The 12,947-nt window shown below is 67.4% G+C and carries 10 protein-coding genes; 5 read left to right on the top strand and 5 right to left on the bottom strand.

Going from position 1 to position 12,947, the window contains the following annotated elements; genetic code table 11:
• Window positions 1-688: 688 nt before the first annotated feature.
• The 5 genes from M2283_RS37135 to M2283_RS37115 form a co-directional block, all read right to left on the bottom strand.
• Window positions 689-1,735, bottom strand: coding sequence for an ABC transporter ATP-binding protein (locus M2283_RS37135; protein WP_280880890.1), 1,047 nt, complete (start codon window positions 1,733-1,735; stop codon window positions 689-691).
• Between the two features lie 26 nt (window positions 1,736-1,761).
• Window positions 1,762-2,799 carry an ABC transporter ATP-binding protein gene (locus M2283_RS37130; protein WP_280880889.1) on the bottom strand — a complete coding sequence of 346 codons (1,038 nt, stop codon included), beginning with the start codon at window positions 2,797-2,799 and terminating at the stop codon, window positions 1,762-1,764.
• Window positions 2,800-2,854: 55 nt separating this feature from the next.
• A complete protein-coding gene (locus M2283_RS37125) occupies window positions 2,855-3,835 on the bottom strand; it encodes an ABC transporter permease (protein WP_280880888.1) in 981 nt (326 codons plus the stop codon).
• 96 nt (window positions 3,836-3,931) lie between these two features.
• Entirely contained in the window at window positions 3,932-5,692 is a 1,761-nt protein-coding gene (locus M2283_RS37120; RefSeq protein ID WP_280880887.1) for an ABC transporter substrate-binding protein, read from the bottom strand.
• Window positions 5,693-5,771: 79 nt separating this feature from the next.
• The gene (locus M2283_RS37115; RefSeq protein WP_280880886.1) at window positions 5,772-6,800 is read right to left on the bottom strand and encodes an ABC transporter permease; all 1,029 of its coding nucleotides are present in this window, start codon (window positions 6,798-6,800) and stop codon (window positions 5,772-5,774) included.
• A 451-nt stretch (window positions 6,801-7,251) separates the two neighbouring features.
• Here M2283_RS37115 and M2283_RS37110 point away from each other — a divergent pair, with 451 nt between their 5' ends.
• The 5 genes from M2283_RS37110 to M2283_RS37090 are packed head-to-tail and all read left to right on the top strand — an operon-like array spanning window position 7,252 to window position 12,842.
• Window positions 7,252-8,886, top strand: coding sequence for a peptide ABC transporter substrate-binding protein (locus M2283_RS37110; protein ID WP_280880885.1), 1,635 nt, complete (start codon window positions 7,252-7,254; stop codon window positions 8,884-8,886).
• 6 nt (window positions 8,887-8,892) lie between these two features.
• Entirely contained in the window at window positions 8,893-9,816 is a 924-nt protein-coding gene (locus M2283_RS37105; RefSeq protein ID WP_280880884.1) for an ABC transporter permease, read from the top strand.
• Entirely contained in the window at window positions 9,809-10,786 is a 978-nt protein-coding gene (locus tag M2283_RS37100; protein WP_280880883.1) for an ABC transporter permease, read from the top strand. The genes M2283_RS37105 and M2283_RS37100 overlap by 8 nt, the downstream gene beginning before the upstream one ends.
• A gap of 9 nt (window positions 10,787-10,795) precedes the next feature.
• Window positions 10,796-11,770, top strand: a complete 975-nt coding sequence (locus tag M2283_RS37095; RefSeq protein WP_280880882.1) for an ABC transporter ATP-binding protein — start codon at window positions 10,796-10,798, stop codon at window positions 11,768-11,770.
• Window positions 11,763-12,842 carry an ABC transporter ATP-binding protein gene (locus tag M2283_RS37090; RefSeq protein ID WP_280880881.1) on the top strand — a complete coding sequence of 360 codons (1,080 nt, stop codon included), beginning with the start codon at window positions 11,763-11,765 and terminating at the stop codon, window positions 12,840-12,842. The genes M2283_RS37095 and M2283_RS37090 overlap by 8 nt, the downstream gene beginning before the upstream one ends.
• Window positions 12,843-12,947 lie beyond the last annotated feature (105 nt).

Here is a 12,947-nt window from a genome sequence, read left to right as displayed (position 1 = left end):
GCCCCGTCTGGGGAGCGGACTTCGGAGTCGAGCGGCCGTGCATGAAGCGGAGGCCGCCATGCGTGGAGGGACGGCGCGTGCCTGCGAGGGCGGGCATGTGCGGGCGAGATACGTCTCGACACGGCGCCCTCCGGCGAGGCCCGTCCGGGCGGTGCGGCCCCGGCACGGCACCTCCCGGCGAGTCGCCCTCCCGCGAGGCCCCGCCTGCGGCGCAGGCTCTGGAGTCGAGCGGCCGTGGAAAGGGCGGAGGCCGCTGTGCGCAGAGCGAAGGGGCCGGGTTCAGAGCGAAAGAACCGTGCCGGCGAGCGCGCGGCCGTCGCGGACGAGATACAGCGCGACAACGGGCCCTCCAGCAAGGCACCTCAGGGCGAGGCGCCTCCGGCAAGGTCCGTCCCGGCAAGGCGTCCTCCGTCAAGGCACGCCCTGACAACGCGCCCTCCGGCAAAGCACGCCCCGCCAAAGCACCCCCCTGGTGAACCGCCGCCGCAGGCGCAGGCTTCGGAGTCGAGTGGCAGCGTCCAGAGCCGGGGCCCACGACAACCCCGTACAGAGCGAAGACCCGTGTCTCACGCGGAAACGTGTGACACGGGTCTTCTTCTCCCCGGGAAGCGGACGATCGTGGGCTCGGGTCAATGGGCCTGGAAAGTCCGTTCCGTGAAGGGTGGCGGCTGACGGGTTTGGGGTGTTGTCAGGCCGCCGCCCCGGGGTTCTTGGAGAGACGGGCCGGGATGAGGGCCTCCGTCTCCGGGTAGTGGCAGGCGGTGAGGTGGCCGGGCTTGTTGCCCTCGACCTGGACCAGCGGAGGGGCCTCGTTCGCGCACTTGTCCGTGGCCTTCCAGCAGCGGGTGCGGAAGCGGCAGCCGGAGGGCGGGGAGATGGGGGAGGGGACGTCGCCGACCAGTCGGATGCGCTCGCGGACCGGCCCGTCGTCGTCCACCGTCGCCTCGGGTACGGCGGACAGCAGGGCCCGTGTGTAGGGGTGGCGCGGGTTGCCGTAGAGGTCGTCGCGGTCGGCTATCTCCACGATCTTGCCGAGGTACATGACCGCCACGCGCTGCGAGAAGTGCCGTACCACCGCCAGGTCGTGGGCGATGAAGACGAAGGCTATGCCGAGTTCCTGCTGGACCTTCTGGAGGAGGTTCACCACCTGCGCCTGGATCGAGACGTCCAGCGCCGAGACCGGCTCGTCCGCCACGATCAGTTTCGGTTCCAGCGCCAACGCCCTTGCCACGCCGATGCGTTGGCGCTGGCCGCCGGAGAACTCGTGCGGGAAGCGGTTGTAGTGCTCGGGGTTCAGGCCGACGATCTCCAGGAGCTCGCGCACGCGGTTCTCGCGGCCGCCCGCCGGGTTGATGTCGTTGATCTCCATCGGGCCCGACACGATCTTGCCCACCGTCTGGCGGGGGTTCAGGGACGCGTAGGGGTCCTGGAAGATCATCTGGATCTCGGAGCGGATGGGCGCCAGCTGCCTGCGGCCCGCGTGGGTGATGTCCTCACCGCGGTAGGAGATCGTGCCGGCCGTCGGCTCCAGGAGGCGGGTGATCAGGCGGCCCGTCGTCGACTTGCCGCAGCCCGACTCGCCGACCAGGCCCAGGCTCTCGCCCTCGGCGACCTGGAAGTCCAGCCCGTCGACGGCCTGGACGGCGCCGACCGTGCGGCGGATCGGGAAACCGCCCTTGATCGGGAAGTGTTTGGTCAGCCCGGAGACGTCCAGGAGGGGGGTGGCGTTGCTCATGGTCGTGAAATCCCGTCTCGTGTCCGTCAGTTGTGCCGCGACACGGCGAAGTCGGCGAAGAACTCGTCCCGCTGGTCCAGCGTGAGGTGGCAGGCCGAACCGCGGCCGTCCACCACGTCCAGCGCCGGCTGCGCGGTGGAGCACAGTCCGCCCGAGACCTTGTCGGCGAAGGCGCAGCGCGGGTGGAAGCGGCAGCCGGACGGCGGGTTGAGCAGCGAGGGCGGCGAGCCCGGGATCGGCGACAGCGGCACGTCGACCGGCCCTTCGAGGCTCGGCATCGAGCTCAACAGCCCTAGGGTGTAAGGGTGTTGCGGCGAGCGCAGCACCTCGCGCTTGGTACCGCGCTCCACGCACCGGCCGCCGTACATCACCAGCACGTCGTCCGCGATGTCGGCGATGACGCCGAGGTCGTGCGTGATGAAGATGATCGCGGTGCCGAACTCCTGCTGGAGGTCCTTGAGCAGGTCCATGATCTGCGCCTGGACCGTCACGTCGAGCGCGGTGGTCGGCTCGTCGGCGATCAGCAGCTCGGGGTCGCAGACCAGCGCCATGGCGATCATCGCGCGCTGGCGCATACCGCCGGAGAACTGGTGCGGATAGTCGTCCACCCGCATGTCCGGCTGCGGGATCCCGACCCGCCGCAGCATCTCGATCGCCCGGTCCCGGGACTCCTTCTTGGAGGCGCCGGTGTGCTTGCGGTAGGTCTCGCCGATCTGCCGGCCCACCGTGTGATACGGGGACAGCGAGGCCAGCGCGTCCTGGAAGATCATGGACATCTTGTTGCCGCGCAGCCGCTCCAACTCCCGTGGGGAGGAGGTGAGCAGGTTCTCGCCGTCCAGCAGGATCTCGCCCTCGATCGTCGTGTGGGCGGGGTCGTGCAGACCCAGGATCGTCAGGTTGGTGACGGACTTGCCGGACCCCGACTCGCCCACGATGCCGAGCGTCTTGCCCTTGGCCACGTCGAAGGAGAGCCCGTCGACGGCCTTGACGGTGCCGTCCTCGGTGGAGAAGTGGACCTTGAGGTCCTTGACGGAGAGGAAGGGCTGCTGATCGGTGCTCGTCACGGGGACGCTCCTGAGGGGGGTGATGCGGGGGTCGGGGGCAGGGCCGGGGCGGAGGTCAGGCGAGCCGGATCCGCGGGTCGATGAGGGCGTAGACGGCGTCGACGACGATGTTGAAGATCACGATCGCGCCCGCCGACAGCACGGTGACGCCGAGCAGCATGGGCAGATCGCTCTTGTCCACGGACTGCACCGCGAGCCGGCCCACACCCTGGAGGCTGAAGACGGACTCGGTGATGATCGCGCCGCCGATGAGGGTGGCGAGGTCGATGCCGAAGATGGTGACGATCGGGCCCATCGCGCCGCGCCACGCGAACCGGAAGAACACGTTGGCCCGCGACAGCCCCTTGGCCCGGGCCGTGCGGACGTAGTCCTCGCTGAGCGTCTCCACCAGCTGGGAGCGCGTCATACGGGTGTAGTTGGCGGTCCAGATCAGGGCCAGCACCAGCCAGGGCAGCAGCAGTCCGGAGGCCCAGGCGCCGGGGTTCTCGGTGAGCGGCGTGTAGGACGGGTTGTCCAGGATGCCGAGCTTGGCGACCAGCAGGTACATCGCGAGGTAGCCGACGAAGTAGATCTGCATCGAGGAGGCGACCAGCGAGGCCGAACTGGCCACCTTGTCCTGCCACTTGCCCTGCTTGACGGCGGCCAGCATGCCGGTGCCGATGCCGAACACGAGGAAGACGGCGGCCGAGCCGAAGGCCAGGGAGAGGGTCAGCGGCAGCCGGTCGAGGATGGTGCCGAGGACCGGCTCGCGGTTGGCGAAGGAGTAGCCGAGGCAGGGCGCGTCGCAGTGCCCGAAGCCGGCGTAGTCGCGTCCGACGAAGATGCCCTTGAGCCAGTCCCAGTACTGGACCGGGATCGGGTGGTCGATGCCCAGGTTGTGCCGGATCTGCGCGAGCATGTCGGGCGTGCAGTTCTTGCCGCAGGACATCGTGGCGGGGTCACGCGGAACGGCGTAGAAGAGCCAGAAGGTGACGGCGCTGATGATCAACAGGATGACCAGCGCGCCGAATACTCGGCGGACAAGGAAGCGGAACATGGGGTGCGACTTTCCGGACGGGGCGCCGTCGCCGGGGAGTTGAGAGGGGGGTGGACCGCGGAGGGGCGGCCGTCGAGACGGCCGCCCCCGGCAGGGTTACTTGATGGCGTACAGCTTGGTGAGCGCGACGCAGGTGTTGCCGGCGTCGTACACCACGTTGCCGACCTTGGACCCGTGCATCCAGTTGCGGATGGAGTGGTAGTCCGGGACGACCGGCGCGAGCTCCATGATCTGCTTGTCGATGGCGCCCCAGGCCTTGTTGGCCTTGTCCGTGTCCGCGATCGTGGAGGCGGTGTCGATCGCCTTGTTCACGCTCGCGTCGTCCAGCTGGGCGTAGTTGCTGCGGCCGTCGCCGATGTTCTTGCCGCTCCAGCAGGGATAGAAGACCGAGTAACCGCCCGGCCAGTCCGGGCTCCAGCCGGCCGCGAACAGGTCGTAGTCGTTGTCGATCTTGCCGATCTGGGTGTAGAAGGTCGACTTGTCGATCTGCTTGTTGACGACCGTGAAGCCGGCCGCCTCCAGGGCGTTCTTGATCGCGACGGCCTGCTTCACCGCGTTGTCCGACTGCTGGTAGGCGATGACCAGCTTCTGGCCGAGCTTGCCGGCCTCCTTCAGCAGCGCCTTGGCCTTGACCGGGTCGCCGCCGGGCTTCTTGTCCGTGCCGTACAGGTCGAACTTCTCGTAGCCGGGGGTCACCGGGGACAGGATCGTGGTGGCCAGCTCGCTGGTCGCCTTGCCGCCGCGGATGGTCTGCAGCTGCTGGTGCGGCCAGGCCCAGTTGATGGCCTGACGGACCTTGACGTCCGTGATCCGGGTGGTGTTGATCGGCCAGTAGTAGGTGACCGTGTCGACCTGGGTCAGGACGCGCTTGGTCAGCTTGGTGTTGGTGAGCACCTGGGCGATGCGCTCGGCCGCGACCTCGTTGAAGATCGACATCGCGTACTGGTCGTTGCCCTTGTCCGCGATGTAGCGGTCGGTGGAGGCGATCGGCTCGAAGCCGAACTGGAAGACGAACTGGTCCGGGTACGCGTTGCGGATCGCGTCCGTCTTCGCGTCCCAGTGCTCGTTGCGCACGAACGTCAGCGACTTGCCGACCTGACGGCTGCCGATCTTGTACGGGCCCAGCGAGTACGGACGCTTGTCGTACTTCTCCTTGGTGTCCTGCTTCTTGGACACCAGGCCGTAACCCGGCATGCCGAGCGTGTAGTTGAAGTCCGCGCGGGCCTCGGTGAGGCTGAAGGTGATGGTCTGGCCGTCGACCGCGATGGAGGCCAGGCTCTTGCCCTCGTAGGGGCCCTTGTACTTGTCGCCGCCGACCAGCCACTGCTGCACATAGCGCGGGCCCTCGGTCACGAAGGACGCGAAGAGGCGCTCGAAGGTGTGGCGGACGTCGTCCATGGAGAGGGCGGTGCCGTCCTCCCACTTGATGCCGTCCTTGATCGTGAACGACCAGGTCTTGCCGCCGTCCTTCGAGGTGCCGGCGTCCGTGGCGACATCGCCGACGAGCGTGGCGCCGCCCTTCTCGTCGATCTTGTAGCCGGTGAGGCCGCGCAGGATCGGGCGGGTGATGGCGCCCTCGGTGGAGACGTAGATCTGCGCCGGGTCCAGGTGGTCCATGTCGAACTGGTCGAGCGAGTAGATCGTCCCGCCGGTGACCGCGCCCTTGACCTCCGGCGCCGGGCCGGTGGAGTCGGCCTTGGTGCCGACCGGGATGTTCATGGTCTTGGCGCCGCTGACCGAGGGGATCTTGTCGCTGGACGAGCCGCTGCCACTGCCGCTGCCACAGGCGCTCAGCACGGTGGTGCCGGCCGCGGCCACACCGGTGGCTATCAGGAAGTTTCTGCGGGAAAAGGACATGCTGCGCCTGCCTCAAGGAGTGATCGGAACGGCGGGGCCGGCCGGACGTCGTCGAACCGGGCCGGAGTGGGACGGAGGGCTATCGCTTGGACTTCGGGTCGAGTGCGTCACGCACCGAGTCGCCGAGGAGGTTGAAGGCGAGGACGAAGATCACCATCGACAGGCCCGGGAAGAGCATGAAGGTGAAGTCCTCGGTGTAGAACTGGGCGCCGCGGGCGATCATGACGCCCCAGTCCGGGGTCGGGTCGATCATGCCGACACCGAGGAAGGAGAGCCCGGCCTCCGCGGTCACGTAGGCGGGGAGCAGCAACGTGAACTGGATGATGATCGGCGTCCACAGGTTGGGCAGCAGTTCCTTGAACACGATCCGCCTGGGGGACGCGCCCGTGACCTTGGCCGCCTCGACGAACTCCCGTACGCGCAGACCCAGTACCTGACCGCGCAGCAGACGCGCGATGGTCGCCCAGCCGAAGAAGGACAGGACGATGATCAGGGAGGCGGCCCGCAGCCCGGTGGGGATGTTGTCGTCGTCGGCGACGAAGAAGGAGTAGACGACCGGCATGAAGGCGATGAAGAAGAGCGTGGAGGGGAACGACAGCAGGATGTCGATGACCCGGCCCACGAGGTAGTCCGTCTTGCCGCCCAGATAGCCCGCCGTGACACCGATCACGATGCCGAAGAACATGGTGAGCAGCGAGGCCGCCACCGCGATCCCGAGCGAGTTGCGGATGGCGTACAGCAGGAAGGTGAAGACGTCCCGGCCCAGCTGGGGCTCGATCCCGAACCAGAACTCCGAGCTCATGCCGCCGTTGGGCCCTGCCGGGTACGAGAAGGCGTTCAGCAGGTCCGGGCGCTGGCTCGCGTACGTGGTGTACGGATCCTTGCCGTAGAGCTTGGCGATCAGCGGGGCGGCGATCGCGACCACGAAGAAGAAGATCACGATGTACGCGGATATAACGCCCGTGCGATCGCGCTTGAAACGGGTCCAGGCCAGACGGCCGGGGGAGCGGCTCTCGCTGCCCTTGTGGGTGGAGGGCGGAGGTGACGCGACGATGCTGTCGTCGGTCACCTCGAGCGGGGCGGCCGCCGATGGAGTTGGGGGGGTCATGGTGCTCCTGGCCCGAGGGAGGGTCTGAGTGACTCCGCAGGGCGCTCCCCTACGGGCTACGCCGGACTTTTTCAACGTAATTCATTCAAGGTCAATAAATTCTCGGTCGACTTGGGTTTCTCTTTGTATTATTTACCCGTGATTGACCAAGCCGATACTACGCGCGTAGCACCCCGTGATGGATCCGTGTCTGAATTCCGGCCAACTACGCGAAACGGGCAATGAGTTCGATATGCGGACGCCCGTGTGTCGAAATGTGTACACCGTGTCGTCTTGATCCAACGGTTCCGCATCGGCCGGTGAAGATCCCTTGCGCCCTGCCGCGAAGATCCTTTGCGGAGGGCGGCCATCCGGATGGCGCGTCCCCCGAACGGTCCGGATGGGTGTGCGGTGCGTCCTTTTTGTGTCGATATTGGCCGGTAACGGATTGGCAGTCTTGAGGAGGCACTCCATGCGTGGAGCCACGCACGCCAAATGGGCCGCAGGCGCGGCGGCGGTCGCACTCGCCGTGACGGGCTGCGGGGGCGGGGGCAGTGACAGCGGCGGCGGTGACGGCAGCGCGGTGCTCAGCTCCTCGTGGGGGGACCCGCAGAACCCGCTGGAGCCGGCCAACACCAATGAGGTGCAGGGCGGCAAGGTGCTCGACATGATCTTCCGCGGGCTGAAGCGGTACAACCCGAAGACGGGCGCCGCCGAGGACATGCTCGCCGACAAGATCGACACGTCGGACTCGCAGAACTTCACGGTCACGATCAAGGACGGCTGGACCTTCAGCAACGGCGAGGCGGTCACCGCCAAGTCCTTCGTCGACGCCTGGAACTACGGCGCGAGCCTGAAGAACAACCAGAAGAACGCGTACTTCTTCCAGTACATCGAGGGCTACGACAAGACCCACCCCGACGACGGCTCCAAGCAGACCGCGGACACCCTCAGCGGCCTCAAGGCCACCGGCGACAAGACCTTCACCGTCAAGCTGACGCAGAAGTTCTCGACGTTCCCCGACACCCTCGGCTACCCGGCCTTCGCGCCGCTGCCCAAGGCCTTCTACGACAACCACGCGGCCTGGGTGAAGAAGCCGATCGGCAACGGGCCGTACACGGTGAAGTCGTACACCAAGGGCTCACAGATGTCCCTGCGGACCCGGGCCGACTACCCGGGCACCGACAAGGCCGAGAACGGCGGCGTCGACCTCAAGGTCTACACCGACAACAACACCGCCTACACCGACCTGATGGCCGGCAACCTCGACCTGGTCGACGACGTCCCCGCCGCCCAGCTCAAGAACGTCAAGAGCGACCTCGGCGACCGCTATCTGAACACCCCCGCCGGCATCATCCAGACCCTCGCGTTCCCGTTCTACGACAAGGACTGGAACAAGAGCGACTCGGACAAGGTCCGCAAGGGCCTGTCGATGGCGATCAACCGCAAGCAGATCACCGACACGATCTTCCAGAAGACCCGCACCCCGGCCACCGACTGGACCTCACCGGTCCTCGGCAAGGAGGGCGGCTTCCAGGACGGGCTGTGCGGGGACGGCTGCGACTACGACCCGACCGAGGCCAAGAAGCTGATCCAGGAGGGCGGCGGGCTGCCCAACGGCCAGGTCAAGATCTCCTACAACGCGGACACGGGCTCGCACAAGGAGTGGGTGGACGCGGTGTGCAACTCCATCAACAACGCGCTCGGCAACGACAAGGCCTGCGTCGGCAACCCGGTCGGCACCTTCGCCGACTTCCGCAGCCAGATCACCCAGAAGAAGATGTCGGGGCCGTTCCGGGCCGGCTGGCAGATGGACTACCCGCTGATCCAGAACTTCCTCCAGCCGCTCTACTACACCAACGCCTCCTCCAACGACGGCAAGTGGTCCAACAAGGACTTCGACAAGCTCGTCAACCAGGCCAACACCGAGACCGACACCGCCAAGGCGATCTCGCTCTTCCAGGACGCCGAGAAGGTCGTCCGCGACAACATGGCGGCCATCCCGCTCTGGTACCAGAACGGCAGCGCCGGCTGGTCGGACCGGCTCTCCAACGTCGCGCTCAACCCGTTCAGCGTCCCCGTCTACAACGAGATCAAGGTCGGCTGACCCGCCGTGGGGCGCTACGTCGCGAGGCGGCTGCTCCAGATGATCCCGGTGTTCATCGGGGCCACGCTGCTGATCTTCCTGATGGTGAACGTGATGGGCGACCCCATCGCGGGCCTGTGCGGCGACAAGCAGTGCGACCCGGCGACGGCGGCCCAGCTCAAGAAGGAGTTCGGCCTCGACAAGCCGGTCTGGCAGCAGTACCTGACCTACATGGGGAACGTCTTCACCGGTGACTTCGGTACGGCGTTCAACGGCCAGAAGGTCACCGACCTGATGTCGACGGCGTTCCCGGTCACCATCCGGCTGACGATCGTGGCGATCCTCTTCGAGATCGTCATCGGCATCTCGCTCGGGGTCGTCACCGGCCTCAAGCGGGGCCGGCCCGTCGACACCACGGTCCTGCTGCTCACCCTCGTGGTGATCTCCGTCCCCACCTTCGTCACCGGTCTGCTGCTCCAACTGCTGCTCGGCGTCGAGTGGGGATGGATCAAACCGTCGGTCTCCACGGAGGCGACCTTCGGCGAACTGATCGTGCCGGGCCTGGTGTTGGCCTCCGTGTCCCTGGCCTACGTGACCCGGCTGACCCGCACCTCCATCGCGGAGAACCGGCGCTCCGACTACGTCCGCACGGCCGTCGCCAAGGGGCTGCCCAGGCGCCGGGTGATCATCCGGCACCTGCTGCGCAACTCACTCATCCCCGTCGTCACCTTCATCGGCACCGACATCGGCGCCCTGATGGGCGGCGCCATCGTCACCGAGCGGATCTTCAACATCCACGGCGTCGGCTTCCAGCTCTACCAGGGCATCCTCCGGCAGAACACCCAGACCGTCGTGGGCTTCGTGACCGTCCTCGTCCTCGTCTTCCTGGTGGCCAATCTGCTCGTCGACCTCCTGTACGCCGTACTCGACCCGAGGATCCGCTATGCCTGAGCAGCCGAACGATCCCGAACTCGCGATCGCCGGCACCGGCATGGGCGGTCCGATGGACCTCGCTACGAGCGAGGCGGCGACGCTGGACAAGACCCCGGGCCCGGACGGCGGCGGCCCGCAGGACCGACCCCGCTCGTTGTGGTCCGACGCCTGGCGCGACCTGCGCCGCAACCCCGTCTTCATCATCTCGGCCCTGGTCATCCTCTTCCTCGTCGTCATCTCCATCTGGCCCTCCCTGATCGCCTCGGGCAACCCCCTCAAGTGCAACCTCTCCAAGGCCCAGGAGGGCTCCCAGCCGGGCCACCCCTTCGGCTACGACGGCCAGGGCTGCGACGTCTACACGCGCACGGTCTACGGCGCCCGTACGTCCGTCACGGTCGGCGTCCTCGCCACGCTCGGGGTCTCCCTCCTCGGGTCGGTGCTGGGCGGGCTCGCCGGGTTCTTCAGCGGGGTGTGGGACTCGGTCCTGTCCCGGATCACCGACATCTTCTTCGCGATCCCGGTCGTCCTCGGCGGTCTGGTCCTGCTCTCCGTCGTCACCAGCAACACCGTCTGGCCGGTGATCGGCTTCATGGTGCTGCTGGGCTGGCCGCAGATCTCCCGCATCGCCCGGGGCTCGGTCATCACCGCCAAGCAGAACGACTACGTGCAGGCCGCCCGCGCGCTCGGCGCCTCCAACTCCCGGCTCCTGCTGCGGCACATCGCGCCCAATGCGGTCGCCCCGGTGATCGTCGTGGCGACCATCGCGCTCGGCACGTACATCTCGCTGGAGGCGACCCTGTCCTACCTCGGCGTCGGCCTCAAACCGCCCACCGTGTCCTGGGGCATCGACATCTCCTCCGCCTCCACCTACGTCCGCAACGCCCCGCACGCGCTCCTGTGGCCCTCGGGAGCGCTGGCGATCACCGTGCTCGCGTTCATCATGCTCGGCGACGCGGTCCGCGACGCCCTCGACCCGAAGCTGAGGTGAGCCGCCGTCATGCTGCTCGAAGTGCGTGACCTGCACGTGGAGTTCAGGACCAGGGACGGTGTCGCCAAGGCCGTCAACGGAGTCAACTACGGGGTGGACGCGGGCGAGACCCTCGCCGTGCTCGGCGAGTCCGGCTCGGGCAAGTCCGTCACCGCGCAGGCCGTGATGGGCATCCTCGACATGCCGCCCGGGAAGATCACCGGCGGCGAGATCCTCTTCCAGGGCAAGGACCTGCTCAAGCTCAAGGAGGAGGAGCGCAGGAAGGTCCGCGGCGCCGAGATGGCGATGATCTTCCAGGACGCGCTGTCCTCCCTAAACCCCGTGCTCTCCGTGGGCGACCAGCTCGGCGAGATGTTCACCGTGCACCGCGGGATGTCGCGAAAGGACGCGCGCACCAAGGCGATCGAGCTGATGGACCGGGTACGCATCCCGGCCGCCAAGGAGCGCGTACGGCAGTTCCCGCACCAGTTCTCCGGCGGAATGCGCCAGCGCATCATGATCGCGATGGCGCTCGCCCTGGAGCCGGCCCTGATCATCGCCGACGAACCGACCACCGCCCTCGACGTCACCGTCCAGGCCCAGGTCATGGACCTGCTCGCGGAGTTGCAGCGCGAGCTGCGGATGGGGCTCATCCTCATCACCCACGACCTCGGCGTGGTCGCCGACGTCGCCGACCGGATCGCGGTGATGTACGCGGGCCGGATCGTCGAGCAGGCGCCGGTGCACGACATCTACAAGGCGCCCGCACACCCGTACACCAAGGGCCTGTTGGAGTCGATCCCGCGGCTCGACCAGAAGGGCCAGGAGCTCTACGCCATCAAGGGACTGCCGCCCAACCTCATGAACATCCCGCCCGGTTGTGCCTTCAACCCCCGCTGCCCGATGGCCCAGGACGTGTGCCGCACGGACGTACCGCCCCTGCACGAGGTGGACGACCAGCGGGTGAGCGCCTGTCACTTCTGGAGGGAGTGCCTCAATGGCTGAGCCGATCCTGGAAGTGAGTGGACTGGTCAAGCACTACCCGTTGACCCAGGGCATCGTGTTCAAGAAGCAGATCGGTGCCGTCAAGGCGGTCGACGGTGTCGACTTCGCGCTCGACAAGGGGGAGACCCTCGGCATCGTCGGCGAGTCCGGCTGTGGCAAGTCGACGGTCGCCAAGATGCTGGTCAACCTGGAGAAGCCGACGGCCGGTTCGATCAAGTACAAGGGCGAGGACATCACCGCACTGTCCGGCCGGGCCCTGCGGACCGTACGCCGCAACATCCAGATGGTCTTCCAGGACCCGTACACCTCCCTCAACCCCCGGATGACGGTGGGCGACATCATCGGGGAGCCCTACGAGATCCACCCCGAGGTGGCCCCCAAGGGCGACCGGCGCAGGAAGGTCCAGGATCTGCTGGACGTGGTCGGGCTCAACCCCGAGTACATCAACCGCTATCCGCACCAGTTCTCCGGCGGCCAGCGCCAACGCATCGGCATCGCGCGGGGGTTGGCGCTGCGCCCGGAGATCATCGTGGCCGACGAACCGGTCTCCGCCCTCGACGTCTCCGTGCAGGCCCAGGTGATCAACCTGCTCGACCGGCTGCAGACCGAGTTCGAGCTGTCGTACCTCTTCATCGCGCACGACCTGTCGATCGTCCGGCACATCTCGGACCGGGTCGGCGTGATGTACCTCGGCCGGATCGTGGAGATCGGCAGGGACGCGGAGATCTACGACCATCCGACGCACCCCTACACCCAGGCGCTGCTGTCCGCCGTCCCCGTGCCCGACCCGGAGGCGCGCGAGCACCGGGAGCGGATCATTCTGTCGGGTGACGTGCCGTCACCGACCAACGTGCCGTCCGGCTGCCGCTTCCGCACCCGGTGCTGGAAGGCGCAGGAGCGCTGCGAGTTGGAGGTGCCGCTGCTCGCGGTGCCGGCGGAGTTCCGGCTCATGAGCGGGCCGGCCGCGCACGACTCGGCCTGTCACTTCGCGGAGGAGAAGCAGGTGGTGCCGCCGGAGGAGCCCGGTCGGCAGCAGGAGGAGGCGGGGGAGCATGGCAACGGGCCGGGATGACATGGCGCATCCCGGCCCGTTTACGGCACCCGCACGGCCGTACGCTGTTCAGCCTGGCCCGTCCGTATATCGGTACCGCTTCCGCGAAGTTGCCTGCGTGTAAAC

It is taken from the genome of Streptomyces pseudovenezuelae (genome assembly GCF_029892565.1).
GTDB classification, from domain to species: Bacteria; Actinomycetota; Actinomycetes; order Streptomycetales; family Streptomycetaceae; genus Streptomyces; species Streptomyces pseudovenezuelae_A.
Note: the sequence above shows the minus strand (reverse complement) of the source record. Positions and strands in the feature narration are given on the sequence as shown.